The organism is Belnapia moabensis DSM 16746, assembly GCF_000745835.1.
Taxonomy (GTDB): domain Bacteria; phylum Pseudomonadota; class Alphaproteobacteria; order Acetobacterales; family Acetobacteraceae; genus Belnapia; species Belnapia moabensis.
In genome coordinates, this window is the sequence record NZ_JQKB01000001.1 from 72,012 (window position 1) to 96,453 (window position 24,442).

At 67.5% G+C, this 24,442-nt stretch carries 23 protein-coding genes and 1 tRNA gene; 11 read left to right on the forward strand and 13 right to left on the reverse strand.

The features are described from left to right. Positions 1–17: 17 nt before the first annotated feature. Positions 18–1,391: a sensor domain-containing diguanylate cyclase gene (locus tag EP26_RS00335; protein ID WP_043334419.1), complete on the reverse strand. Its 1,374-nt coding sequence runs from the start codon at positions 1,389–1,391 to the stop codon at positions 18–20. A gap of 112 nt (positions 1,392–1,503) precedes the next feature. Between EP26_RS00335 and dapD the strand changes: the two genes are divergently transcribed. Genes dapD through EP26_RS31530 form a run of 3 tightly spaced genes read left to right on the forward strand, consistent with a single transcriptional unit; the run spans position 1,504 to position 4,068 of the window. Next, positions 1,504–2,340: a 2,3,4,5-tetrahydropyridine-2,6-dicarboxylate N-succinyltransferase gene (gene dapD, locus EP26_RS00340; protein ID WP_043334422.1), complete on the forward strand. Its 837-nt coding sequence runs from the start codon at positions 1,504–1,506 to the stop codon at positions 2,338–2,340. Positions 2,341–2,344: 4 nt separating this feature from the next. After that, entirely contained in the window at positions 2,345–3,478 is a 1,134-nt protein-coding gene (dapE, locus tag EP26_RS00345; protein ID WP_043334424.1) for a succinyl-diaminopimelate desuccinylase, read from the forward strand. Positions 3,479–3,507: 29 nt separating this feature from the next. Then, positions 3,508–4,068 carry a hypothetical protein gene (locus tag EP26_RS31530; protein WP_052388616.1) on the forward strand — a complete coding sequence of 187 codons (561 nt, stop codon included), beginning with the start codon at positions 3,508–3,510 and terminating at the stop codon, positions 4,066–4,068. On the opposite strand, the gene truA is transcribed toward EP26_RS31530, so the two are convergent. From truA to def, 3 genes are read right to left on the reverse strand one after another with little or no spacing between them, the layout of a single operon-like run. Further along, complete coding sequence (truA, locus tag EP26_RS00355) at positions 4,065–4,826, reverse strand: tRNA pseudouridine(38-40) synthase TruA (RefSeq protein WP_043334426.1); 762 nt, start codon at positions 4,824–4,826, stop codon at positions 4,065–4,067. The two genes, EP26_RS31530 and truA, sit on opposite strands and share 4 nt — an antisense overlap. Continuing rightward, the gene (fmt, locus tag EP26_RS00360) at positions 4,826–5,731 is read right to left on the reverse strand and encodes a methionyl-tRNA formyltransferase (protein WP_043334428.1); all 906 of its coding nucleotides are present in this window, start codon (positions 5,729–5,731) and stop codon (positions 4,826–4,828) included. The genes truA and fmt overlap by 1 nt, the downstream gene beginning before the upstream one ends. Further along, on the reverse strand, positions 5,728–6,258 hold the full coding sequence (gene def, locus EP26_RS00365; RefSeq protein ID WP_043334430.1) for a peptide deformylase: 531 nt from the start codon (positions 6,256–6,258) through the stop codon (positions 5,728–5,730). The genes fmt and def overlap by 4 nt, the downstream gene beginning before the upstream one ends. Before the next feature lie 187 nt (positions 6,259–6,445). Between def and EP26_RS00370 the strand changes: the two genes are divergently transcribed. Both EP26_RS00370 and EP26_RS00375 read left to right on the forward strand, forming a co-directional pair. Further along, positions 6,446–6,916 carry an Hsp20 family protein gene (locus tag EP26_RS00370; RefSeq protein WP_052388649.1) on the forward strand — a complete coding sequence of 157 codons (471 nt, stop codon included), beginning with the start codon at positions 6,446–6,448 and terminating at the stop codon, positions 6,914–6,916. Between the two features lie 65 nt (positions 6,917–6,981). Next, positions 6,982–7,236 carry a DUF1150 family protein gene (locus EP26_RS00375; protein ID WP_052388617.1) on the forward strand — a complete coding sequence of 85 codons (255 nt, stop codon included), beginning with the start codon at positions 6,982–6,984 and terminating at the stop codon, positions 7,234–7,236. A 42-nt stretch (positions 7,237–7,278) separates the two neighbouring features. Here the strand turns inward: EP26_RS00375 and hpf are convergent, their stop codons facing one another. From hpf to EP26_RS00410, 7 genes are all read right to left on the reverse strand, one after another. Next, on the reverse strand, positions 7,279–7,872 hold the full coding sequence (gene hpf, locus EP26_RS00380) for a ribosome hibernation-promoting factor, HPF/YfiA family (RefSeq protein ID WP_043334434.1): 594 nt from the start codon (positions 7,870–7,872) through the stop codon (positions 7,279–7,281). A 79-nt stretch (positions 7,873–7,951) separates the two neighbouring features. Next, a complete protein-coding gene (rpoN, locus tag EP26_RS00385) occupies positions 7,952–9,436 on the reverse strand; it encodes an RNA polymerase factor sigma-54 (RefSeq protein ID WP_043334436.1) in 1,485 nt (494 codons plus the stop codon). Between the two features lie 53 nt (positions 9,437–9,489). After that, positions 9,490–10,272, reverse strand: coding sequence for an LPS export ABC transporter ATP-binding protein (lptB, locus tag EP26_RS00390; protein WP_043334439.1), 783 nt, complete (start codon positions 10,270–10,272; stop codon positions 9,490–9,492). Further along, a complete protein-coding gene (locus EP26_RS00395) occupies positions 10,269–11,267 on the reverse strand; it encodes an LptA/OstA family protein (RefSeq protein ID WP_084112222.1) in 999 nt (332 codons plus the stop codon). Before EP26_RS00395 ends, lptB begins: the two co-directional genes overlap by 4 nt. Further along, entirely contained in the window at positions 11,264–11,893 is a 630-nt protein-coding gene (gene lptC, locus EP26_RS00400) for an LPS export ABC transporter periplasmic protein LptC (protein WP_043334441.1), read from the reverse strand. Before lptC ends, EP26_RS00395 begins: the two co-directional genes overlap by 4 nt. A 248-nt stretch (positions 11,894–12,141) precedes the next feature. Next, positions 12,142–12,714, reverse strand: coding sequence for a ribonuclease D (locus tag EP26_RS00405; RefSeq protein WP_084112246.1), 573 nt, complete (start codon positions 12,712–12,714; stop codon positions 12,142–12,144). Between the two features lie 141 nt (positions 12,715–12,855). Next, positions 12,856–12,942, reverse strand: a tRNA-Leu gene (locus tag EP26_RS00410). Between the two features lie 146 nt (positions 12,943–13,088). On the opposite strand from EP26_RS00410, the gene EP26_RS00415 reads away from it, so the two are divergent. The 3 genes from EP26_RS00415 to gltB all read left to right on the forward strand — a co-directional run bounded on the left by EP26_RS00415 (position 13,089) and on the right by gltB (position 20,241). Continuing rightward, the gene (locus EP26_RS00415; protein WP_043334445.1) at positions 13,089–14,048 is read left to right on the forward strand and encodes a complex I NDUFA9 subunit family protein; all 960 of its coding nucleotides are present in this window, start codon (positions 13,089–13,091) and stop codon (positions 14,046–14,048) included. A gap of 215 nt (positions 14,049–14,263) precedes the next feature. Next, entirely contained in the window at positions 14,264–15,703 is a 1,440-nt protein-coding gene (locus tag EP26_RS00420) for an NAD(P)-dependent oxidoreductase (protein ID WP_043334447.1), read from the forward strand. Between the two features lie 5 nt (positions 15,704–15,708). After that, positions 15,709–20,241: a glutamate synthase large subunit gene (gene gltB, locus EP26_RS00425; RefSeq protein ID WP_043334448.1), complete on the forward strand. Its 4,533-nt coding sequence runs from the start codon at positions 15,709–15,711 to the stop codon at positions 20,239–20,241. 14 nt (positions 20,242–20,255) lie between these two features. On the opposite strand, the gene EP26_RS00430 is transcribed toward gltB, so the two are convergent. Beyond that, complete coding sequence (locus EP26_RS00430) at positions 20,256–20,939, reverse strand: hypothetical protein (protein ID WP_043334449.1); 684 nt, start codon at positions 20,937–20,939, stop codon at positions 20,256–20,258. Between the two features lie 108 nt (positions 20,940–21,047). Here EP26_RS00430 and fzlA point away from each other — a divergent pair, with 108 nt between their 5' ends. Continuing rightward, positions 21,048–21,716 carry an FtsZ-binding protein FzlA gene (gene fzlA, locus EP26_RS00435; RefSeq protein WP_043334452.1) on the forward strand — a complete coding sequence of 223 codons (669 nt, stop codon included), beginning with the start codon at positions 21,048–21,050 and terminating at the stop codon, positions 21,714–21,716. Positions 21,717–22,151: 435 nt separating this feature from the next. Next, entirely contained in the window at positions 22,152–22,307 is a 156-nt protein-coding gene (locus EP26_RS34570; protein ID WP_157033355.1) for a hypothetical protein, read from the forward strand. Here EP26_RS34570 and EP26_RS00440 read toward each other — a convergent pair whose 3' ends face one another. Further along, positions 22,308–22,886 carry a tyrosine phosphatase family protein gene (locus EP26_RS00440; protein ID WP_043334455.1) on the reverse strand — a complete coding sequence of 193 codons (579 nt, stop codon included), beginning with the start codon at positions 22,884–22,886 and terminating at the stop codon, positions 22,308–22,310. It lies immediately after the preceding gene. A 99-nt stretch (positions 22,887–22,985) separates the two neighbouring features. On the opposite strand from EP26_RS00440, the gene radA reads away from it, so the two are divergent. Beyond that, positions 22,986–24,398, forward strand: coding sequence for a DNA repair protein RadA (gene radA, locus EP26_RS00445; protein WP_043334457.1), 1,413 nt, complete (start codon positions 22,986–22,988; stop codon positions 24,396–24,398). Positions 24,399–24,442 lie beyond the last annotated feature (44 nt).

The following is a 24,442-nucleotide window of genomic DNA, read 5'->3' on the forward strand; positions in this document are numbered from 1 at the left end:
GCATGACTCGCTGGCCATTACTTCCCCGTCGTCCTGGGCGCCATGCGCCAGCCGTTCCTGCCATGCCGCTTGGCTGCATACATGGCAGTATCCGCGCGGGCGATCAGGCTGTCCGGCGTGTCGCAACCATCGGTGGCCCGCATGGCGATGCCGATACTGAAGGTCAGCGGCAGGGTGAAGCCGGGGATCAGCCCAGGCAGCACGGTGAGGGCCGTGCGACAGATCGCCTCCGCCCGCATCGTGGCGGCGGCGCTGTCGGCGCCCTCCAACCACGCGGCGAATTCGTCGCCGCCGAGGCGGGCGACCAGATCGGTCGGGCGGACGATGTCGCGCAGCAGCCGGCCGGCTGCGACAAGAGCGGCATCGCCCGCTTCATGGCCCATCCGATCATTCAACGGTTTGAAGTTGTCGAGGTCAAGAAAGAGTAGGGCGCCGCATTCGGCCGCCTCCGGCGTCATGGCCTGCCGGTCCAGCCGGCGGTTGAGATCATCGAGGAAAGCACGACGGTTCAGCAGCCCGGTCAACCCGTCGGTTCGCGCCTGAAACTCCAGTTCCTGTTGCAGCACCTGGTTGCCGAGGGCGACGAAGAGCAGGTCCGCGGCCGCCGCCAGAAGGTGCTCGTCATCCTTGTCGAAAGACCGGGCCCCGGCCTGACGCCAGGCGAGCAGCGCGTAGCGCGGCATCATCCGATTCGGGTGTGGCAGAAGGGCCAATGGTTCGCCTGCGGGACCGGTGCCGAAGGCCGGCGCTACGGTCTCCAGCAGCGGGGCGAGGGCAGCGAAAAGGGGCGTGGGTTCGGCGCCATGCCGGTGGATGGCCCGGACATGCCCGTTCACGCCGATCTCCAACATAGCGGCGCTGGAGCAGCCAAGGGCAGGACCCAGGGTTTCCAGCGTGGATGTCAGCATGCGCGGAGCCAGAACCTGACGCCGCACCCGGCGCACCAGCGTCTCCAGCGCCTTCCCGCGGCGGAGGGCGGCAGCCTGGGCCTCCATCTCCTGCAAGTCCGCGGTGATGTTGCGGCCGATGCCGCGCAGGCCGGCAAATTGCCCGGCGGCATCCGCGAGCGGCACCAGGGAAAGGCTGAAGCAGGCGGATTCCGCCTCCATGCGGCCGAACCAGGCTTGCTGGCCGCGCGTCGCCTGACGGCCGAGGAAGGGGTCCGGTTCCGGATGCAGCAGGAGGCGGCGGGCCGGCTGGCCAAGCAGGGCAGCCGCATCCATCCCCAAAAGCCGATCCGGCCAGAGGAAGGAGAGCCGCCCCAACGCATCCGTCTCGAAGGCGAGATCGGCGGCGAGACCGGTGAAATCCTGCCAGCGCTGCCGGGATTCCAGCAGGGCGCCCGACAAGCCGGTGAGCGCGGACGAAGGAGCGGGATCGGCCAATTCCATGCTACGCAGGATGCCATGCTGCGGCTGAATGCGGGGTTAAGGACGGCCCGCGTTGACATTCACGCGCCCGCATCGGCATGGTCCGCCCGCCTTCCTGCCAGGGACCCCGCCAATGACCCTCTCCGCCCTCCAGGCCCCGATCGAATCCCTTTGGGAGCGCCGCGATACCGTCTCCTCGGCGACGCGCGGCGAGGACCGCGACGTGGTCATGGCCGCGCTCGAGGCGCTCGATGGCGGCGAGGCGCGCGTGGCCGAGCCGGATGGCCAGGGTGGCTGGCAGGTGAACCAATGGCTGAAGCAGGCCGTTCTGCTCTCCTTCCGTCTTGCCGACTCGGCGCCGATGGACACCGCCTCCGGCGCCTACGACAAGGTGCCGCTTAAATTCGCCGACTGGGGCCCAAATCGCTTCAAAGAGGCCGGCTTCCGCGCCGTGCCGGGCGCCGTGGTCCGCAAGTCGGCCTATATCGCGCCGGGCGTCGTGCTGATGCCGAGCTTCGTCAATGTCGGCGCCTATGTGGACCGCAACACCATGGTCGATACCTGGGCGACCGTCGGCTCCTGCGCGCAGATCGGCAAGAATTGCCATCTCTCGGGCGGCGTCGGCATCGGCGGCGTGCTGGAGCCGTTGCAGGCCAACCCCGTCATCATCGAGGATGACTGCTTCATCGGCGCTCGTTCCGAGGTGGCCGAGGGCGTCATCGTCGAGCGCGGCGCGGTGCTTTCCATGGGCGTCTTCCTTGGCGCCTCGACCAAGATCATCGACCGTGCGACGGGCGAAGTGCATATCGGCCGCGTCCCCGCCTATTCCGTCGTGGTGCCCGGCAGCCTGCCCGGCAGGCCGCTGCCGGACGGCTCGCCCGGCCCTTCCCTCTATTGCGCCGTCATCGTGAAGCGCGTCGATGCGCAGACGCGCGCCAAGACCAGCATCAACGAGCTGCTGCGCGACTGATCCCGTGCGCAACGCTCCGACCGACCCGCTGCCGCTCGCCCAGGCACTGATCCGCTGCCCGAGCGTGACGCCCGCCGATGCCGGCGCGCTCGGCGTATTGGAGGCGGCGCTGCGTCCGCTCGGCTTCACCTGCCACCGGATGCGCTTCGGCGAGACGGAGAACCTCTTCGCCCGCCGCGGCACGGCAGGACCGCATTTCTGCTATGCCGGGCATACCGATGTGGTGCCGCCCGGCGCAGGGGGATGGACCGACGGCCCCTTCGCCGCGACCGTCCGTGACGGTGTGCTCTATGGTCGCGGCGCCTGCGACATGAAGGGCGGCATCGCCGCCTTCGTCGCCGGTCTCACCGACTACCTCGCCGCCAACCCCGAGCCGCCAGGCAGCATCAGCCTGCTCATCACCGGCGACGAGGAGGGTCCGGCCAAGGACGGTACCGTCCGCGTCCTCGACTGGCTCGCGGCACGCGGCGAGATCCCTGACATGGCGCTGGTCGGCGAGCCGACCTCGCGGGCACGGCTCGGCGACATCGTCAAGGTCGGACGGCGCGGCAGCATGACAGCCTGGATCACGCTCTTCGGCACGCAGGGCCACAGCGCATATCCGCAGCGAGCCGACAACCCGATCCACCGTCTGGTCCGCGTGCTGCACCGGCTGACCGCCGAGCCGCTCGACCACGGCAGCGAGTTTTTCGAGCCGACGACCTTGCAGGTCACTGGCTTCGATGTCGGTAATACGGCGAACAACGTCATCCCCGGCGAGGCACGGGCGATGCTCAACATCCGCTTCAACGACCGACACACCAGCGCCAGCCTTACCGAGCACTTGCATGCGGCGCTGCGGGTGGAGGAGGCGCGCTACGAGATGCGCATCGACTGCTCCGGCGAGAGCTTTCTGACGCAGCCCGGCCCCTTCGTCGATGCGCTGAAGCGAGCCGTCGAGCGCAGCACCGGCGAGACGCCCGCGCTGGATACCGGAGGCGGCACCTCCGATGCGCGTTTCCTCGCCCGCTTCTGCCCTGTCGCCGAATTGGGCGGCATCGGCAGCACCATGCACAAAGCCGATGAGTGCGTGCCGGTCGAAGAGCTGCGCGGCCTAGCCGCGCTCTATCGTGCCGTGCTCGAGGAGAGCCTCGGCTGACTGACCCGCCTCGCCCCGTCCCACTCCGCTTGGTGATCGAGGCCGGGCTGCGCAGCGCGCTGCTGCTCGCCCGCGGCCGCACTGACGGACTGCTGCTGATAGAAGGCTCCTCCGCTGGCGTCGGGCGCAGCTTCTGGGCGGCGGCGATCTGCCTGCCGGCCTTCCTCGCGCTGCGCTTTCTCGCCTGGTCCGAGAATGGCGGGCCGGATCTCGGCCTGTTACGCGGGCTGGTAACTGAGCTGATCGGCTATGCCTGCGCCTGGGTCGGCTTTGCCCTGCTCTCACTGCCGCTGGCCGAAGTGGCGGGGCGAAGGATGGAATGGCCGCGGTTTATCGCCGCATGGAATTGGACGAATGTCGTCCAGTACCTGGTGATTCTGGCGCTGACGGTGCCGGCGGAGCTCGGCTTGCCGCCGCTGCTGGCGCATGGGCTGGGGCTGGCGGGGATCGGTTATGCGCTCTGGCTCGAGTGGTTCGTGGCACGAAGCGCGCTGCGCATCCTGGGCGGCATGGCGACGGCGTTCGTCGTGCTCGATCTGGCGCTGGGGCTTACTATCGGCGGGGTCGTCGGGCGGCTGAGTGGGGGTTAGGCCCAAGCGATCTCTTCGGCATAGCGGACGAAGCGGAAGGATAGCCCCTCCGGCGGCGCCGTTTGTCCAGCCTTGGTGCGGTCCCGGCTTTCCAGCACGCGCCTCGGCCACTCCACCCCGCGCTTGCCGAGGCCAACCTCCAGCAGCGTCCCCGCCAGGTTGCGGATCTGATGATGCAGGAAGCTGCGAGCCTCGGCGAGGATCACCACCTCCTCGCCCTGGCGGATGACCTCCAACCGCTCCAGCGTCCGCATCGGCGTCTTCGCCTGGCAGGCGGCGGCGCGATAAGCGGAGAAGTCATGCCGTCCGAGCAGCCCTTGCGCCGCCGCATGCATCGCGGCCGCATCGAGCGGCACCGGCACGTGCCATACCCGGCCGGCCTCCAGCGCCGGCCGGGCACGGCGGTTGAGGATGCGGTAGCGGTAGCCCCGCTGTACGGCAGAGAAGCGGGCATTCCAGCCTTCCGGCGCTAAGGCGGCCCGCACCACCACCAGCGGATGCGGCTTCATATGAAAATTGAGCGCTTCCCGCAGCCGCTCCGGCGCCATCTCCCGGATCAAGGCAAGCTGTGCCACCTGGCCCTCGGCGTGGACGCCGGCATCGGTGCGCCCGGCGGCAATGGCGAGCGGCATGGCGCCAGCATCGAGCACGGCGCCTGCTTCCTCCAACACCTGCTGGATGGACAGGCCGCTGCCCTGGCGCTGCCAGCCGACGAAGGGGCCGCCATCATATTCAAGCGTCAGGGCGTAAAGCGGCACTACCCGAGGACCGTGCCGGGCGACAGCGGGAAGCCGCGAAGGAAGTCGTGCGCTGCGAGCGGCCCACGTCCGGGCCGTTGCAGACGTGTGAGGCGTAGCGCTCCTTCGCCGCAGGCGATGAGCGCCGCCTCGTCCAGCACCGTGCCGGGCGGTCCAGCGCCCTCGGCAGGTTCCGCTGCCAGCACGCGGATCGTCTCGCCACCCAGGGCGAAGACCGTCCCCGGCCAGGGGTTCAGTGCCCGAACCCGGCGGTCCAGCGCTGCGGCCGGGAGAGTCCAATCGAGCGGCGCATCCCCCTTGCTGAGCTTCGGCGCATAGGTCGCGCCCGCCTCCGGCTGCGGGATGGCGGCCGGAGAATGATCGAGCGCCTCCAGCACCAGCCGCGCCCCCATCGGCGCCAAGGCATCGTGCAACTCCGGCGTCGTCATGCGCGGTCCGATCGACACCGTGCCCTTCAGTAGCATGGGACCGGTATCGAGGCCTTCCTCCATCTGCATGATGGTGACGCCGCTCTCGGCATCGCCGGCCAGGATGGCCGCATGGATCGGCGCCGCCCCGCGCCAGCGCGGCAGCAGCGAGGCGTGGATATTGAGGCAACCGCGCCGCGGTGCCTCCAGCATCGGCTTCGGCAGGATCAGCCCATAAGCGGCGACCACAGCCGCCTCCAGCCCGAGCGCGTCGAACGCGGCATGCTCCGCAGCGTCCTTCCTGAGCCGCGCCGGCGTCCGCACCGGAAGGCCAAGCTCCAGCGCCACGCGGTGAACCGGGCAGGGTTGCTCTTTTTGCCCGCGCCCGGCCGGACGAGGCGGCTGGCAATAGACGGCGGCGATCTCGTGGCCGCTTCCATGCAGCGCCCGGAGCGTCGGCACGGCAAAATCCGGGCTGCCCATGAAGGCGAGCCTCACTCCCACCCCCGCGCCTTCAGTTCCTTTGCTAATTTGCGCAGCAGCATGTTCCGCTTCAAGGCAGAAATATGGTCAACGAAGAGGACGCCGTTCAGATGGTCGACCTCATGCTGGAGGCAGGTCGCCAGCAGCCCCTCCGCCTCGATCTCGCGCTTCGCCCCTTCTAGGTCGAGGTAGCGCAGCTTCACCCGCGCCGGCCGCGTGACATCGGCGTACTGGCCGGGGAGGGAGAGGCAACCCTCCTCCCGCGTCGCCAGTTCGGTGCTGGCGGCGACGATCTCCGGGTTGACCAGCACGAGCGGCGCCGGCTTGTCCTCCGGCTGGAGGTCGACGACGACCAGCCGCAGCAGCTCTCCCACCTGCGGGGCGGCGAGGCCGATGCCGGGCGCCTTGTACATGGAGGCGAGCATTCGCGGGGCGAGGGCGCGGACCGCATCGGCATCGCCTTGGCCGACCGGGCGGGCCTTGGCGCGCAGCCGGAGGTCGGGGACGAGCAGGATCGGCAGGAGGGTTGGATCGGTGGGCATGAGAGAGGGGCGATGTAGCCTCCGCGATCCCCCCTTGCAACCGGCCGGACCATTGACAAGATTCATGTTGCGGCCGGGTGCTTCGGGTCCGGCCGCTTGCCCCGCTCCGGATGAGGAGGCTCTGCTTTTGTCGCGTCCATCGGTTTTCGGCTCGCCGCTTTTTCTCGGCTTCGACCACCTCGAGCAGATGCTCGACCGTGTCGCCAAGAATGCCGACGGCTATCCCCCCTACAATATCGAGCAGACCGCCGAGAACCGGCTGCGGATCACACTGGCCGTCGCAGGCTTCGCGATGGAGGACCTGCAGATCACGCAGGAGGACAACCAGCTCGTGATCCGTGGCCGGCAACGCGACGATTCCGAGGGCCGAATTTTCCTCCACCGCGGCATCGCCGCCCGGCAGTTCCAGCGTGCCTTCGTCCTGGCCGAGGGAATCGAGGTGGAGGGGGCTTGGCTGGACAACGGGTTACTGCATGTCGACCTGCAGCGGCCGCAGCCGGAAGTGCGGGTTAGGACTATACAGATCAACGGCAACGGGGCCCGGGCCGGTGCTTCCCAGGGAAGTGCGCCGAACGCACCGGCCTCCCGCAGCGTTGAGACACGAACGGTCAACGGGGCGTCGCTGCCCGTTGTCGAGGGGCGTGCCAGCCGGGGCTGAGCCCCGGCACGGGCGCCGTAGTGCATGGATGCCCGGAAGGGGCCATGCCGAAAGGAGAGAGTGCAATGAAGAACGACCAGTTTTCCAACGGTTCGGGCGATGTGCCTCAGGCTGCCCTCGCTCTCCGCCAGCTCTCCAGCCAGGATTGGGCGCGCTTTGGAGTGCAGGAGATCGCCTACATCCGCCCGGTGGTGGTGAATGGCGTGCCGGCGATGTCGATCCATGCTGCCGACGGCACCCCGATCGGTGCCGCGCCGACCGCCGAACTTGCCATCGCGGCGATCGAGCAGCACGAGCTGGCCGCCGTCCGCGTTCACTGAGCGCGGCAGCCCCGGACCAGCCGGCCCGGGGCGCCGGCCTGTTCATCCAGCCTGGGTGTCGATCCAGCCGACGCAGCCATCCGGGCGGCGATAGACCACGGCCAGGGCGCCGGAGCCGCTGTTGCGGAACATCAGCACCGGCGCCTGGGTTAGGTCGAGCCGCATCACTGCCTCGCTCACCGTCAGCCGCGCGATATCTGCTGGTTGCTCGGCAATGATCGGGCTGTGGTCACCGACCGGCTCGACTGGCTCCTCGGCTTCTTCTGGTTCGGCCTGCAATACGTATTGGGTCGCTGCCTCCCCTGGCCGGTCCTCGGCCAGGCTGCGGGCGTGGTCGTTCACCCGCCGCCGGTAGCGGCGAAGGCGCTTGGCTACATGCTCGGCCGCCACCTCGAAGGCCTTGTGCGCATCGACTCCTTCGCCTTCGCCGCGCATGAAGAGGTTGCGTCCGGCCTTCAGGTTGATGTCGCAGGCGAAGAAGGCCCCCATCCGGCCTTTTGCGTCGCGGCGGAAGGTGACATTCGCCTCCAGCGCATGGTCGAAATACTTGCGGGCAATGGCCGACAGCCCCTCCCGGACATGCGCCTTGAGCGCCTCTCCAGTCTCGACCTGCTTGCCTGCGACGGTGATATGCATGTGGACAAACCTCCTTCCGTTGGATGGAAGGGCGGCCCGGCCGCAGCGCCGGGGGCACGGGATGCGCCCCGCGGCAGGATCAGGCCGGGACGGCCTTCTCCCGCTTGCGTTGCACGGATGATGGGATACGCAACGCCTCACGGTATTTGGCCACCGTTCGTCGGGCGATGTCTACGCCTTCCTGCCTAAGCCGTTCGACGACCGCATCATCGGAGAGCACCGCCTCCGGGTCCTCCGCCTCGATCATGGCGCGGATGCGGTGGCGTACCGCCTCGGCGCTGTGGCTCTCGCCGCCCATCGTGCCGGCGATGGCGGTGGTGAAGAAGTATTTCAGCTCGAAGGTGCCACGGGGCGTGGCGATGTACTTGTTCGCGGTGACGCGGGAGACGGTGCTCTCGTGCATCTGCACCTCCTCCGCCACGTCGCGCAGAATCAGCGGCCGCAGATACTCGACGCCATGGCGGAAGAAGCCGTCCTGCCGACGGACGATCTCGCTGGCGACCTTGAGGATGGTATTGGCCCGCTGCTCCAGGCTCTTCAGCAGCCAGTTGGCGCTTTGCAGCCGTTCGGCGAGGAACGCCTTCTCCTCCTTGTTGCGGGCGCCGACCTGGCAACGGGCATGGAAACCGCGATTGACCAGCACCCGCGGCAGTGTGTCAGGGTTCAGCTCCAGCAGCCAGCCGCCATCGGGGGCGCGGCGCATCAGCACATCGGGGACGAGGGCAGGGGCGGGGGTAGCGTCGAAGCTGGCGCCCGGCTTGGGGTCGAGGCGGCGGAGCTCGGCCAGCATCTCGGCCAGGTCTTCGGCATCGACGCCGCAGATGGACATCAGCGCCGCCCGGTCGCGCCGCGCCACCAAGTCAAGGTTGTCGAGCAGCGCCTGCATGGCCGGGTCCAGCCGGTTGCGCTCGGCGAGCTGCACGGCGAGGCATTCGGCGAGGTTGCGGCAGAACATCCCGACCGGGTCGAAGCGCTGCATCCGGCTGCGCACGGCGGCGACCGCCGCCTCCTCGCACCCCAGTGCCGCGGCGATCTGCGCATCCTCGACCGCTAGCCGGCCCGCCGGATCGACGAGCGCCAAAAGTTGGGCGGCGATCAGCCGCTCGCGCGGCCCGTGGAAGGCGATGCGGACCTGCTCGCCCAGATGGTCGCGGAGACTGCGCGCCCCGGCGGCCAGATCGTCGACTCCAGCGAGGTCCTCGCCGAAATCCGTCCGGCCCCCGCGGCCGTAGGGCGACTCGTAGCCGCCACCGGCGTCATAGACATTGTCCCATTCGGCATCGAGCGGCCCGGCAGCCTCGCTCGGCAAGGTGTCGGAGACCGCGGCGGCGTGGCTGTCGGCACCTTCGGCCACGACGGGCGATGTATCGACCCGATGTCCGGAATCCGGCCCGGGCGGCGCCCGCTCGTCCCGTTCCAGCAGCGGGTTGCGCTCCAGCTCCTCCTCCACGAAGGCGGTGACCTCGAGGTTGGAGGACTGCAGCAGCTTGATAGCCTGCCGCAGTTGCGGCGTCATCACCAGCGACTGCGATTGCCGCAGATCGAGGCGTGGCGCCATCGACATGCTCAGGCGCTCCGTCCGGCAGAGCGAGGCGAGGCGAAAGGGTTCAGCATGCCCTACAGACTGAACTTCTCGCCGAGATAGACTCGCCGGACGCCCTCATGCGCGACGATGTCGTGCGGCAGCCCCTCCATCAGCACTTGGCCGTCGTGCAGGATGTAGGCGCGGTCGATGATCTCCAGTGTCTCGCGTACGTTGTGGTCGGTGATGAGCACGCCGATGCCGCGGTTCTTCAGGTGCTTCACCAGATCGCGGATTTCACCGACCGCGATCGGGTCGATGCCGGCCAACGGCTCGTCCAGCAGGATATAGGCAGGGTGGGTGGCCAGGGCGCGGGCGATCTCGCAGCGCCGACGCTCACCGCCGGAGAGTGCCAGGGCCGGGGCACGGCGGAGATGGGCGATGCCGAATTCGGCCAGCAGCGCGTCCAGCATCTGCTCCCGCCGGTCGCGCACCGGCTCGACCACTTCGAGCGCGGCGCGAATGTTGTCCTCGACCGAGAGGCCACGGAAGATCGAGGCCTCCTGCGGCAGGTAGCCGAGGCCGAGCCGGGCGCGGCGATACATCGGCAGGGTCGTCACATCATGCCCGTCCATGACGACCTTGCCCTCGTCGGGCTGGACGAGGCCAGTGATCATGTAGAAGGTCGTCGTCTTGCCGGCGCCATTCGGGCCGAGCAGCCCGACCGCCTCGCCGCGCTTCAGGTTGACCGAGACATTCCGCACCACTGGCCGCTTGCGGTAACGCTTGCCAAGGCCGGTTGCCACCAGCCCACCTTCGCCATCGATGGCGCGGAGTTTCGGGCCGCCGGCTTCGATGGGCAGCGTCGTCTGGTTCATCGGCTGCGACGCTCCGGCGTGGCGGGTTGGGGCGAAGCGCCGCGGCTGGGCGTCCGGTCGCTGCCGGGCTGGTCGGCGTCCTGGTTCGGCATGATGAGCCCTTGCACGCGGGCGCCCGGCGCGGAGACGAGCCGCGCCACATTCGTGCGGAGGTTCACGATCGCCTCCTGCCCGTTGATCTGGTTGTCGGTGCGGGTAATCCGCACGTTGCCGAGCAGCCGCGCCATGCCGGTCTGGGCGCTGTAGACGCCACGGTCGCCGCGCACGACATCGGTCGCGGTGCGAATCTCGACATTGCCGAAGGCCTCGACCCGGTCGACCTTGCCCTGGCCGGGCACCGGCTTCTCACCCGGCTTCGCCGCCACGGGCGGAGGCGCGGGCGTGGCATTGGCCTGGCCCGGGCCATCCAACATGTAGGAGACAAGCGTGTCGGCAGCGATCCGCCGACCGCCTTCGGCATTGTCCACCACCACGGCGTTGCCGCGAGCGACGGCCATCTTCCGCGCCGACCAGTATTCCAGACTGTCCTTGGCCGTGATGACTTGGCTCGGCGTGGTGAGCGAGACCTCGCCTCGCCCGGTCAACACCAGTACCGCCTGATCGATGTCATAAACGGCGCGGTCGCCGCGGGCGGTGTCGGTCTCGGTGACGATGCGAACATTGCCCTCCGCCTCGAGCCGCCAGATTTCGTTGCTGCCGCCGCCGAGCGCCTGGTCCGGGCTGCCGGCCGCTGCGGCCGGGCGCACTGCACCGGCCTGCGTCTCGCTCGGACGCGCCTGGGAGCGGTATCGGGCCAGCAGCCGATCGGCATAAACGGTGACGTTGCCGCGGATGGCGCGGGCATTGCCGCGGGCGATAACCACCTGCTCCGCCTGGCGCCACTCAATGCCATCGGAGGCAGTGACATCCACTGGCCCGCCCTGGGACATGTCGATGCCCTGCGCCATGGCATGCAGGGGCAGCGCCAGCAGGGCAGCGAGGAGCCAACGCCTCATCGCCTGCCGCCTTCCAGCACCGCATGGGCATTCCCGGTGAAGACGACGACCGCACCACGCTCGAGGATGCGGAAGCCGTCAGAGGTGATGGTGCCGAAGCTGCCCTGGGCGGCCACCGGAGAGTCGCCGCTGGCGGTGCCCGCCTCGGTTTCCACCGCTGCCGTCTCAGTTAGCATCATCACGCCGCTGTCGTGGTAGATCGTCACGTCGCCCTTGAGGTCGAGATGGTTCGCGGCGCGGTCAAACCGGCCGGTATGGGCCTGCAGATAAACCCAGGCGCCGTCCGAAAGCAGGATATCCGCCCGTGGCTCCTCAAGGTCGAGCACCCGCTCCGCCCCTGGCTGCTGGCCGGTACGGGCGGTGACGGTAAAGGGCCGGTTCAGATCGTCGACTCCCTGGTAACGCGGGTTGACGACTCGCAGCCCTTCCGCCCGCGGCATCACCATGCGGCGGAAGCTGACGCGGGATCGGTCTTCATTGCCTTCGATCTCGGGCCAGAACACGACCAGGCTCAACAGAGCAAGTGCGAGGGCCGGCAGCAGCCGCTTGCTCCAGCGGACGAAGAAGCGCCGGCGCGCCATCTGGCGCTGGCTGAAGCCGCGGCGCTCGCGGGAGAGTGGCATCATAGCGCGATCCGATGCCAACGGCGCACGCGCCATCGTTGCCTGGGCCATGGATGGCTGGTCCAAGGGCCGGTCCCGCTTCACAGGCCCGCCTGCTGCCTGGGAAGGCACGGCCGAAGGGTGTCTGTTCGCATCTGCACACCCTCTCTATGGGCTCGGCGGACCCCAGGGTCAACGGATGGCGTATCGAACGGACAAGAAGCGTGCCAAAAGCGATAGACGTACTTGACAATCGCTATGTCATTGCGGTGTCAGTGTGCGAAGATGTCCGGCTCTGCATAGCCGAGCAGGTCGAGCGCACCGCGCGTCGGCAAGAAGCGGAAGCAGGCTTCGGCCAGATCCATTCGCCCCTCGCGGCGCAGCAGCCCTTCGAGCTTGGCCCAGAGTGCATGCAGATGCAGTACGTCGGAGGCTGCATAGGCCAGCTGCTCCGACGACAGTTCCGGCGCGCCCCAGTCCGAGCTCTGCTGCTGCTTCGAAATCTCGACCCCGAGCAACTCTTTGCACAGGTCCTTCAGCCCGTGTCGGTCGGTGAAGGTGCGGACCAGCTTGGCGGCGACCTTGGTGCAGATCACTGGCGTCACCGTGACGCCCAGATGCTGGTGCAACGCCGCGCAATCGAAGCGGGCGAAATGGAACAGCTTGGCGACCGCCGGGTCCTCCAGGAGCCGCTTCAGGTTCGGGCAATCCGCGCCGCGGCCGCCAAGGCTCTCGGGGATGATCTGCACCAGTTCCGCATTGCCGTCGCCGGCCGAGAGCTGCACCAGGCAAAGCCGGTCGCGGTGCGGGTTGAGTCCCATCGTCTCGGTGTCGATGGCAACCATGCTGCCGAAGTCGAGCCCATCGGGCAGGTCATGGCGGTGCAGGCGGATCACGGCGGGCCTCCTTGCGGCAGCGTTGCCGCGGCCGGCCGGATAAGGGGAAAAGAGGGTCGTGCCCAATGCGCGGTCCCCAGAAGCGGGGAGTGGTGCCCAGGAAAGGACTCGAACCTTCACGACCTTGCGGTCACTGGCACCTGAAGCCAGCGCGTCTACCAATTCCACCACCTGGGCACAGGCTGCGGAGCCGGCGGTTGATCGCCGCCGGGAGCGCGCAAATATAAGGCCCTGCGTCCGCCGTCAAGCGGCTTTGCGGCCCCGCTTGGCGTTGCATCGCGGCGGACCTATGGTCCGCTCGCTTTCAGTCGGAGCGCTCCCGCATGCGTCAGCCCACAATTCGTCAGGTTGCCACCGTTTTCGGCGGGGCCGGCTTCATCGGCCGCTATGTGGTGCAACGACTGGCGGCGCGCGGCTGGGTGGTGCGGGTGGCCGGGCGGGACCCGGCGCGGGCGCGCTTCCTGCAAACCCAGGGCATGGTAGGGCAGATCGTGCCGCTTGCCGCCGATCTCGCGGATGAGGGCCAACTCGCCCGTGCCATCGGCGGGGCGGACCTGGTCGTCAACCTCGTCGGCATCCTCGCCGAGCGGGCCTCCGGCGATTTCCAGCGCGTGCAGGCCGAAGGCGCTGGGCGGATCGCCCGTCTGGCCGCGGCGGGCGGCGTGGAGCGGCTGGTCCATGTCTCGGCGATCGGCGCCGACCCGGAGAGCCCGAGCCGCTACGGTCGCAGCAAGGCCGAGGGCGAAGCGGCCGTCCGCGCCGCCTTCCCGAATGCCACTATCCTGCGCCCTTCCATCGTCTTCGGGCCGGAGGACCAGTTTTTCAATCGCTTCGCGGGCATGGCCCGGCTGTTGCCGGTGATGCCGGTGGTCGCCGGCAAGGCGCGGTTCCAACCGGTCTATGTCGGCGACGTGGCCGATGCAGTGATCGCCGCCGCCAGCCGCGAGGATGCCTTGGGCAGGACCTACGAGTTGGCGGGGCCACGCATTCTCTCCTTCCGCGAGCTGCTGCGTTTCATCCTGGACACCACCGGCCATCGCCGGCCGCTGATCGACATGCCGGACGGGCTGGTGAAGCTCCAGGTGGCGCTCGGGCGTTTGCTGCCCAACCCGCCGCTTACTGAAGACCAGTTGCTCATGCTCCAGCGGGACAATGTCGCCACGGCCGGTGTGCCTGGCTTGGCCGAGCTCGGCATCACGCCGAAATCGGTGGAGGCGGTCGTGCCGGGCTATTTGCGGCGCTTTCGCCCCGGCGGTGGGCGGCGCCCGCTCCCGGCTAACTGAAAGGACCGATTCGGAACTATTGCGGCAGGAAGGCTTGCACATTGCTTTCCTCGCGCCACTGAGTCCTGAATATTAGGTCAGATATTATGACCTAACGGCGAAAAAGGACTCGCGTCACCGCGCGTGGGGTCGTAAAGCTGCGCCTGTCATCAGCCGAGGCGGCTGGGGTGCCGCGTGCCCGTACCGCCTCTGATCGAGAAAGCGGAGGCGCCGCCATGGCCGAACGGATGCTGCAATTCGTGCGTCTTTCTCAGGCGCAGCCGGAGAAGCGCGACATCGCCGCCCGCCGTTCCGACTTCGGTGAAATTTACCGCGAATTCGCCGCTGAAGCGGCTTCCGCCCAGGCCAGCCGGTGCAGCCAGTGCGGCGTTCCTTTCTGCTCTATCCACTGCCCGCTGAATCAGAACATCCCCGATTGGCTGAAGCTGACGGCGGAAGGGCGGCTGGAAGAGGCGCACGAGGTCAATTCCGCAACCAATACCTTCCCCGAGATCTGCGGCCGCATCTGCCCGCAGGACCGGCTGTGCGAGGGCAACTGCGTCATCGAGAAGGGCTTCGAAAGCGTCACCATCGGCGCCGTCGAGAAATACATCAACGACACCGCCTGGGCGAATGGCTGGGTCAAGCCGCCGAGCCCGCGCCAGGAGAAGTCACACAGCATCGGCATCATCGGCGCCGGCCCGGCCGGCCTCGCCGCGGCCGAGCGGCTGCGCAGCCGCGGCTGGCAGGTGCATGTCTACGACCGCTACGACCGCGTCGGCGGGCTGATGATCTACGGCATCCCCAACTTCAAGCTGGAGAAGGAGGTGGTGCTGCGGCGTTGGAAGCAGTTTGAGGCGGGTGGCATTCACTTCCACCTGAACGTCGCGGTCGGCGCCGACATCACCATGGACGAGCTGCGGGCGAAGCACGATGCCGTCTTCATCGCGACCGGCGTCTACAAGGCGCGCGACATCGAGGTGCCGGGCAGCGACCTTGCCGGTATCGTCCCCGCGCTCGACTACCTGACCGCCTCCAACCGCGACAACCTGGGCGATGCCGTCCCCGATTTCGCTTCCGGTGCGTTGAACGCCAAGGGCAAGCGCGTGGTCGTGCTCGGCGGCGGCGATACGGCAATGGATTGCGTCCGCACCGCCATACGCCAGGGCGCTTCGGCCGTCACCTGCCTCTATCGCCGTGACAAGGCGAACATGCCGGGCTCCATGCGCGAGGTGAAGAATGCGGAGGAGGAGGGTGTCGAGTTCACCTGGCTCGCCGCGCCCGATGCATTTCTCGGTACCGGCAAGGTGGAGGCGGTGCAGGCGATGCGCATGCATCTCGGCCTGCCGGATGCGACCGGCCGCCAGCAGGTGGCAGCGATCCCCGGCGGCGGGTTCATTATACCCTGCGACCTCGCCATCAAGGCGCTCGGCTTCGATGCCGAAGACCTGCCGGCGATGTTCAACGAGCCGGCGCTGGCCGTCACCCGCTGGGGTACGGTCAAGGTCGACCATCGCACGATGATGACGGCGCTGCCCGGCGTCTTCGCCGGCGGAGACATCGTGCGCGGCGCCTCCCTCGTCGTCTGGGCGATCCGCGACGGGCGCGACGCGGCGGACCAGATAGAGGCCTATGTCACCCAGAAGGCGAGCACGCTCGCCACCGCGGCGGAGTGAGAGCAATGAGCGAGACCGGAACCGAATTCGCCCTTGCCTTCCAGGCCAATGCTGCCCGCCTGCGCGATGCGGCACATATCAACACCACCGAGCATGATGCCTGTGGCGTAGGGCTCGTCGCCGCGCTCGATGGCAAGCCCTCGCGCAAGGTCGTGCAGGCCGGCATCGATGCGCTGAAGGCGGTCTGGCACCGCGGCGCTGTCGATGCCGACGGCAAAACCGGTGACGGCGCGGGCATTCATATCGAGATTCCGCAGGACTTCTTCGCCGAGGTCGTGCAGCGCGGCGGCGACAGGCTGCGCCCGGGCCGCATCGGCGTCGGCATGGTTTTCCTGCCGAAGTCCGATCTCGGCGCGCAGGAGCGCTGCCGACAGATCGTCGAGACCGAGATCCTCTCGGCTGGCTATGCCATATATTCCTGGCGCCAGGTGCCGATCAGCATCGGCTGCATCGGCGAGAAGGCCAATGCGACGCGCCCCGAGATCGAGCAGATCCTCATCTACGATCCGGAGCTGCGCGACGAGGCGATTTTCGAGCGCGACCTCTACGTCATCCGCCGGCGGATTGAGAAGCAGGCCATCGCGGCACAGATCGCGGAGCTCTATCTCTGCTCGCTCTCCTGCCGCTCGCTCATCTACAAGGGCATGTTTCTCGCCGAGCACCTGACGGAATTCTACCCCGATCTGACGGATGCGCGCTTCGTATCGCGCTTCGCCATCTACCACCAGCGCTACAGCACCAATACCTTCCCCACCTGGAAGCTGGCGCAGCCCTTCCGCATGCTCGCCCATAACGGCGAGATCAACACGCTGAACGGCAACATCAACTGGATGAAGAGCCACGAGACGCGGCTCTCCCATCCGCTGCTGGACGCGCATCTCGAGGACATCAAGCCGGTCGTCCAGGCCGGTGGCTCCGACACTGCGACGCTCGACAACGTCTTCGAGCTATTGGTGCGCGGCGGTCGCGACGCGCCGATGGCGAAGTCCATGCTGATTCCGGAGAGCATCAGCAACAACGCCACCATGCCGGAGGCGCACCGCGACCTCTTCCTTTACTGCAACGCCGTGATGGAGCCCTGGGATGGCCCGGCCGCCATCGCCGCGACGGACGGCCGCTGGGTCATTGCTGGACTCGACCGCAACGGCCTTCGCCCGTTGCGCTACACCCAGACCGTGGACGGGCTGCTGATCGTCGGTTCCGAGACGGGCATGGTGAAGGTTTCCGAGGACGCGATCGTAGCCAAGGGCCGCGTAGGGCCCGGGCAGTGCATCGGTGTCGATCTCGCCGAGGGCCGCTTCTACCGCGATGCCGAGCTGAAGGACCTGCTCTCGGCCCGGCATCCCTTCGGCAAGTGGACCGAACGCACCACCCGCATCGACGGCATCGTTCGCGCCGGCGCCGGCGAGCCGGTGGAGCTCCAGGGCGAGGAGCTGCGCCGCCGCCAGCTCGCCGTCGGCTACACCCTTGAGGAGCTGGAAACCATCCTCCACCCGATGGTCGAGGACAGCGCCGAAGCCGTGGGTTCGATGGGCGACGACACCCCCATCGCCGTGCTGTCCGGCCAGTACCGCGGCCTGCACCATTATTTCCGCCAGACTTTCAGCCAGGTGACGAACCCGCCCATCGACAGCCTGCGCGAGACGCGGGTGATGACGCTGAAGACGCGGCTGGGCAATCTCGGGAATATCCTCGACGAGGACCCCACGCAGTGCGACATGTTGATGCTCGACAGTCCGGTGCTGTCGAACGCCGAATTCGCCGCAATGCGTCAATACATGGGCGCCACGGCCTGCGAGGTCGATTGTACTTTCGCCGCCGATGAGGGCGAGGCCGGCCTCCGCCGCGCCATCGACCGCATCAGGCGGGAGGCGGAGGAGGGCGTCCGCTCCGGCTGCGCCCATGTAATTCTGACGGATGAGCGGCAATCGGCGGCGCGCGCGCCGATCCCGATGATCCTCGCGGTGGGTGGCGTGCACACCCATCTCATCAAGCATTCGCTCCGGACCTTCACAAGCCTCAACATCCGCTCGGCGGAATGCCTCGACGTGCATTACGTCGCCGTGCTGATCGGCGCCGGCGCGACGACGGTGAACGCCTATTTGGCGCAGGAAAGCATTGCCGACCGGCACCGCCGCGGCCTCTTCGGCAACGTCTCGCTTGAAGATTGCGTCGCCCACTACAAGAAGGCGGTCGATAAGGGGCTGCTGAAGGTGATGTCCAAGATGGGCATTTCCGTCATCAGCAGCTATCGCGGCGGCATGAATTTCGAGGCCATCGGCCTCTCTCGCGCGCTCGTCGCGGAGTTCTTCCCGGGCGTGCCGAGCCGCATCTCCGGCATCGGCCTGCAGGGTATCGCCCGCCGTGTGCTGGCGCTCCACCGCCGCGCCTGGGATGCCGATGTCATCACCTTGCCGGTCGGCGGCCTCTACAAGAGGCGGCTACGTGGCGAGAGCCATGCCTTCGACGGCGGGCTGATCCACACCTTGCAGGAGGCGGTGGAGACCGACAGCTACACCAAGTTCAAGCGCTATTCAGAAGCGGTGCGCCGCCAGCCCCCCGTGGCGCTGCGTGACCTGCTCGATTTCCGCAGCGAGGGCCGCTGTGCGATCCCGATCGAGGAGGTGGAGAGCATCACCGAGATCCGGAAGCGCCTCGTGGCACCCGGCATCTCGCTCGGCGCCTTGAGCCCCGAGGCGCATGAGACGCTGTCCATCGCCATGAACCGCATCGGCGCGAAGTCCGATAGCGGTGAGGGCGGCGAGGACCCGGAGCGGGCCCGGCCGCGTGCCAATGGCGACAATGCCAACAGCGCCATCAAGCAGATCGCCTCGGGCCGCTTCGGCGTCACCGCCGAGTACCTGAACGCCTGCAAGGAGATCGAGATCAAGGTGGCGCAGGGCGCCAAGCCCGGCGAGGGTGGCCAGTTGCCCGGCTTCAAGGTCAGCGGCATCATCGCCAAGCTCCGGCATGCGACGCCTGGCGTCACGCTGATCTCGCCGCCGCCGCATCACGACATCTATTCGATCGAGGATCTGGCTCAGCTCATCTACGACCTGAAGCAGATCAACCCGGATGCGACCGTGACGGTGAAGCTGGTGTCGCGCAGCGGCATCGGCACCATCGCGGCCGGCGTCGCCAAGGCGAAGGCTGATGCGATCCTGGTCTCCGGCCATTCCGGCGGCACCGGCGCCTCGCCCGTCTCCTCGATCAAATATGCCGGCCTGCCCTGGGAAATGGGCTTGTCTGAGACGCATCAGGTGCTGCAGCTCAACCGGCTGCGGCATAGGGTGAAGCTTCGGACCGATGGCGGCATCAAGACCGGGCGTGACGTTGTCATCGCCGCCATGCTCGGTGCAGAAGAATTCGGCATCGGCACGGCAAGCCTCGTCGCCATGGGCTGCATCATGGTCCGCCAGTGCCACAGCAACACTTGCCCGGTCGGCGTCTGCACTCAGGATGAGACGCTGCGCAAGAAGTTCACGGGCACGCCGGAGAAGGTCATCAATCTCTTCTCCTTCGTGGCGGAAGAGGTGCGGGAGATCCTGGCCTCGCTCGGCATTCGCAAGCTGACCGACATTATCGGCCACACCGATCTGCTGAAGCAGGTCAGCCGCGGCTCGGAGGATCTCGATGATCTCGACCTGAACCCGTTGCTGGTTCAGGCCGATGCCGGCGGACATGCCAGCTATTGTACGCTTGAGGGCCGGAACGAGGTGCCGGAGACGCTGGATGCAGACATGATCCGCGATGCCGCTGCGCTGTTCGAGCATGGCGAGAAGATGCAGCTTCAGTATAATATCCGGAACACCCACCGCGCGATCGGCACCAAGATCAGCAGCAGGATCGTGCGGAAATTCGGCATGTCCGGCCTACAGTCGGGCCATCTGACGGTGCGGCTGCGCGGCACCGCCGGGCAGTCGCTCGGTGCCTTCGCCGTGCGTGGCCTCAAGCTCGAGGTGCTAGGCGATGCCAATGACTATGTCGGCAAGGGTCTTTCCGGCGCCAGCATCGTCGTGCGCCCGGCGCCTTCCTCTGCCCTCGTCTGGAACGAGAACACCATCATCGGCAATACTTGCCTGTATGGCGCAACGGCGGGCGAGCTTTTCGCTGCGGGCCAGGCGGGAGAGCGTTTCGCCGTACGCAACAGCGGAGCGACGACGGTGGTCGAAGGCTGCGGCGCCAATGGCTGTGAATACATGACCGGTGGGACGGTCGTGATCCTCGGTGCGGTGGGCGACAATTTTGGCGCCGGCTTCACCGGCGGCATGGCCTTCCTCTACGACCCGGATGGCAGCTTCGAGCGGCGCGTCAATCCGGATACGCTGCTCTGGTCCCGCCTCGCCTCCAACCATTGGGAGGCGCAACTCCAGGTGCTGATCGGCCGGCATGTGGCGGAGACCGGCTCCCGCCTCGCTGCCCGCCTGCTAAATGCCTGGGAGCAGGAGAGGGGCCATTTCTGGCATGTGGTGCCGAAGGAATACGCCAAGTACTTGCCGGTGCCGATGCAGGATCAGGCGGCAGTGGCGGCTGAGTAGGCCGCCCCGCCGGCTCAGCCTCCCGGGCGCATCGCCTTGGTGAAGCACCCCTCGTTGTTGTACGGCCAGTAGAGACCCCACTGGCCGTAATAGGCTTTGCAGGCCGCCATATCGGGTAGGTAGCTCGCTTCGCCCTCGCGGAAGGCGGCGAAGCGGGTATCCACCTTCACCCCAGGGTGTCGGTGCCCATGCGGTGGGGTGAAATCGTCCTGCGCTCCGTGCTGCAGCTTGCTTTGCAGCCCAGCATTCAGCAGCCGCACCGCCTCCATCGCATCCCTGTCCCATTTGCCGCCCTCGGCGCCGGAGATTAGGGCAGAAGCGAACAGCTTGCGGTATCCGCCCTGCGGCTTCCGCGCCCAAAGGCTCATCATGTCATAGTCTGAGACGAAGATGTTGCCGCGTTCGGGATGCACGCCGAGGCCGCTCTCGCCCGACTTCACCGTATGGCCCGCACTGTCATGCCCATCCGCCCAGCGCTTCGGCGGCACGACGCCCTGGAAGGCGACGGCGCCCCGCTTCGGGCAACGCATGACGATCAGCAGCCCGAGCCGCCGCGTCGCCTGACGGAAACATGCCACATCCTCCGGGCCGATATCGCTCTGCCCGGCGAAGCGGGCATCCTCCGGCCCGACCTCGCCGCTGGCCCGGCTCAAGCGCTGGAAGGCGGCTATTTCGGCGATCGACACAGTCAGCGTCATCTGGGCTGTCCTCCTGACCGAGAACATTGTAGCATCGAATCAACTTGGCTTCCCAGCCGATGCGGAACGCCTTTCGCTGCCGCGGCGCGGGTGCCATAAGGCGCTGCCGTGCGAACCTTGTATCACATCCCGCTCTCGCCCTTTTCCCGCAAGGTCCGCCTGGCCCTGGCGGAGAAAAGGATTCCTTTCGAACTCCGTATCGAGCGCGTCTGGGAGAGGCGGCCGGATTTCCTGGCGATGAACCCTGCCTGTACCGTTCCCGTGCTGCAGGAGGAAAACGGCTTCACCATCGCCGACAGCTACGCCATCTGCGAGTATCTGGACGAAGCCTATCCGGACATGCCGCTGTTCGGCCGTACGCTGGGCGAGCGGGCCGAGGTGCGCCGTCTGATCGCCTGGTTCGATCATAAATTCCACACTGAAGTCACCCGCAACCTGCTTTACGAAAAGCAGCTGAAGCGCCTCCTGGGGCGCGGGAACCCGGATGCCGCCGCCATGCGGGCCGGCTACCAAAACATGAAAATACATATGGAATACATTGGCGATTTGGCTGAGAACCGCGCCTGGCTGGCCGGCTCGCAAATCAGCCTGGCCGATTTCGCGGCTGCCGCGCAGCTCTCGTCGCTCGATTACATTGGCGATGTGAAGTGGGAACTGAGCGAGCCGGCACGGGACTGGTATGCCCGGATGAAGTCCCGGCCCTGCTTCCGTGGCATCCTTGCGGATCGCATCAGCGGCCTCGCCCCACCTGATCACTACTCGGATCCGGATTTCTGATAGCCGGGCCAAACGGCGCAGGCGCGGTTGTGGGCTGTCTGGATCTAGGACCTTAATCAGGTCCGGCTGGAACAAATTGGTTGCCGGCATCCTTCGGACTCTGAGCATCCGCTTCGAAGCAAGGCACAGGTTGAGGCCATGGACCTCCGCCTTATTCATCCATCCAGGTAAAGCCCGACGAGCGATGGGCGGCGCTCTGCGCCGTGCATCCATGGCGAGCCGCACCTCGCCGCACTGCCACCCGACACTTACTGCGTCATCGCCGATGTCGGCATGCTTGGCGGGATGGGCGGTGCGGCGCTGGTCCAGGCTCTGCGCCGGCGTAGCCTCCCGCTGCCAGTCATCCTGGTAAGCGGCCATTGATTTGTCCCGCTCGCGGTGCAGGGAATGAAAGCCAGTTCGGCAGATTGTATCGGGAGGCCCAATAAGGAGGCGATGATCCTCGGGGCTGTGAAGGCGGTTCTGACGGGCCATGTCCTACTGGCCGATGCCAAGACCGCCTATGATTTCGGCATCAGCCCGCGCATGGTTCATGGAGAAGCTTGGCGTTTGCAGCCTCTGGCAGCGGTACGGATCGCATTGTTGGCATGATCAGGCCAACGCCTCTGCAGCATCGACCTCTCGCCCGCGCCCGGCCTTTCGCATGACCTCCGCCAGATGCGGCCGGATGGCGAGTTGGTGCCGGTAAATGGCCGCCGCCGCCCGCGGCAGCGTCCCGCCGCGGCCGAGCATCGCATCGCCTATTTCCAGCATTCTGAGATTGGGCCAGGTTTTCTCGCGAATGGCTAGGACGCCGCGCAGCACCTCATCCGCGCTTGCCTCCGGCCGGGCCTGGGCGAGGATCAGGCCCATCGCCGCTGTCGAGCGGGAGATGCCGACATGGCAATGCACCAGCAGCCGCGCCGCCGGCTCGGCGAGTAAGCCGCGGCCGAAGTCGAGAATAGCCGCCACCTGCTCCGGCTCGGGCGCCACCGAGCCTGGCTGTGCTTCGATGATGTCATGGAAGCGCAACTCCAGCCGGGCATGCTCGCCATACTGGCCGAAGGCCTTCGGCTCCGCTCGGTCAGGATCGAGAATCGAGAGCACATGGCTGACGCCCGTGGCGCAATGGCCTCCCAGCTCTTCGATGCCGCAGACATGGATTGGGAAGGGGACAAGGCTGCTGCTCATGCCACCTAGCCTGCGCCCTGCGCGCCATGCGGTCCAGGCTTGCATGCGACCCCGCGCCGCGCCATGTTCCTGTTTCGTGCCGAAAGAGGGGAAGGCCGCTTGGCCAAGGACCGCGCCCGTTACGTCTGCCAGGCTTGTGGCGCCGTCCACCCAAAATGGCAGGGCCGCTGCGATGCCTGCGGCGAATGGAACACCTTGCAGGAGGAAGCGCCGGCCGCCGCCCGCGGCCCTGGCCCGGCGGCCAAGGTGGCGGGCGGGCGGCGCGTAGAGTTTGTAGGCCTCCAAGGCAGTTCCGCCCCGCCGCCGCGCATCCCGACCGGCCTGCCAGAGCTCGATCGCGTGCTCGGCGGCGGCATCGTTCCCGCTTCCGCCGTGCTGGTCGGCGGCGATCCTGGCATCGGCAAGTCGACCATACTGCTCCAGGCGGCGGCCCGTATTGCTGCGTCCGGCCACCGCGCCCTCTATGTCAGCGGAGAGGAGGCGGTGGAGCAGGTCCGGCTACGCGCGCTCCGCCTCGGGCTCGAGACGGCTCCGTTGGCGCTCGCCGCCGCTACCGCGCTCCGCGACATCGTCGCCAGCCTCGAACAGGAGCAGGAAGCTGCCCTGGTGGTGATCGACTCGATCCAGACGCTCTGGCTCGATGCTCTCGATTCCGCTCCCGGCACTGTCGCTCAGGTCCGCGCCTGCGCTGCCGAATTGATCCGCCTCGCCAAGACCCGCGGCTTCGCCCTCATTCTCGTTGGGCATGTAACCAAGGAAGGCACGCTCGCCGGCCCGCGCGTGCTGGAGCACATGGTCGATGCAACGCTGTACTTCGAGGGCGATCGCGGCCACCAGTTCCGCATTCTCCGTGCGGTGAAAAACCGCTTTGGTGCGACCGACGAGATCGGTGTTTTCGAGATGACGGAGCGCGGCCTGGTCGAGGTGCCGAACCCCTCGGCCCTTTTCCTCGCCGAGCGGCGCGGCAATGTCTCCGGCTCGGCCGTTTTTGCCGGCATCGAAGGCACGCGGCCGGTCCTGGTCGAGGTGCAGGCTCTGCTCGCCCCTTCGGCGGGCGGCAGCCCGCGAAGGCAGGTGGTGGGCTGGGATTCCGGGCGGCTCGCCATGCTGATGGCGGTGCTCGAGGCGCGCTGCGGCCTCACTCTCGGCATGAACGACGTTTATCTGAACATAGCTGGCGGCCTCCGCATCGCCGAACCGGCTGCCGACCTCGCCGTCGCCGCCGCCCTGGTTTCCGCCGCGACGGACCGGCCGACCGACCCCGAGACCGTTTATTTCGGCGAGGTCGGCCTCTCCGGCGAGGTCCGCCAGGTCGCCCAGGCCGAGGCGCGGCTCCGTGAGGCGCAGAAACTCGGCTTCGCCGCCTCCGTTCTGCCCCGCCGGGTTGCGCGGGGCGGGCGGACGCCGAGCGCACCGGATGGCCTCCGGCTCACCGAGATCGGCCACCTCGCCGACCTCGTTGCCCCCTTCGCCGGGCGGACGGTGCGGAAGGAGCCGGCGAAGGCTGGGTAATTCCGCCACACCTGTGCCCTGCGCTGCCCAGCCCTACTGTTGGT

Coding starts and splice junctions, on each gene's coding strand:
- EP26_RS34570 (WP_157033355.1), top strand. CDS start 22,152: ATGATCCTCGGGGCTGTGAAGGCGGTTCTGACGGGCCATGTCCTACTG.
- EP26_RS00420 (WP_043334447.1), top strand. CDS start 14,264: ATGGCCGAACGGATGCTGCAATTCGTGCGTCTTTCTCAGGCGCAGCCG.
- EP26_RS00335 (WP_043334419.1), bottom strand. CDS start 1,391: ATGGAATTGGCCGATCCCGCTCCTTCGTCCGCGCTCACCGGCTTGTCG.
- EP26_RS00405 (WP_084112246.1), bottom strand. CDS start 12,714: ATGGTTGCCATCGACACCGAGACGATGGGACTCAACCCGCACCGCGAC.
- gltB (WP_043334448.1), top strand. CDS start 15,709: ATGAGCGAGACCGGAACCGAATTCGCCCTTGCCTTCCAGGCCAATGCT.
- EP26_RS00415 (WP_043334445.1), top strand. CDS start 13,089: ATGCGTCAGCCCACAATTCGTCAGGTTGCCACCGTTTTCGGCGGGGCC.
- EP26_RS00375 (WP_052388617.1), top strand. CDS start 6,982: ATGAAGAACGACCAGTTTTCCAACGGTTCGGGCGATGTGCCTCAGGCT.
- lptB (WP_043334439.1), bottom strand. CDS start 10,272: ATGAACCAGACGACGCTGCCCATCGAAGCCGGCGGCCCGAAACTCCGC.
- EP26_RS00430 (WP_043334449.1), bottom strand. CDS start 20,939: ATGACGCTGACTGTGTCGATCGCCGAAATAGCCGCCTTCCAGCGCTTG.
- rpoN (WP_043334436.1), bottom strand. CDS start 9,436: ATGTCGATGGCGCCACGCCTCGATCTGCGGCAATCGCAGTCGCTGGTG.
- lptC (WP_043334441.1), bottom strand. CDS start 11,893: ATGATGCCACTCTCCCGCGAGCGCCGCGGCTTCAGCCAGCGCCAGATG.
- dapD (WP_043334422.1), top strand. CDS start 1,504: ATGACCCTCTCCGCCCTCCAGGCCCCGATCGAATCCCTTTGGGAGCGC.
- EP26_RS00440 (WP_043334455.1), bottom strand. CDS start 22,886: ATGAGCAGCAGCCTTGTCCCCTTCCCAATCCATGTCTGCGGCATCGAA.
- EP26_RS00370 (WP_052388649.1), top strand. CDS start 6,446: ATGCTCGACCGTGTCGCCAAGAATGCCGACGGCTATCCCCCCTACAAT.
- hpf (WP_043334434.1), bottom strand. CDS start 7,872: ATGCATATCACCGTCGCAGGCAAGCAGGTCGAGACTGGAGAGGCGCTC.
- EP26_RS00395 (WP_084112222.1), bottom strand. CDS start 11,267: ATGAGGCGTTGGCTCCTCGCTGCCCTGCTGGCGCTGCCCCTGCATGCC.
- def (WP_043334430.1), bottom strand. CDS start 6,258: ATGCCCACCGATCCAACCCTCCTGCCGATCCTGCTCGTCCCCGACCTC.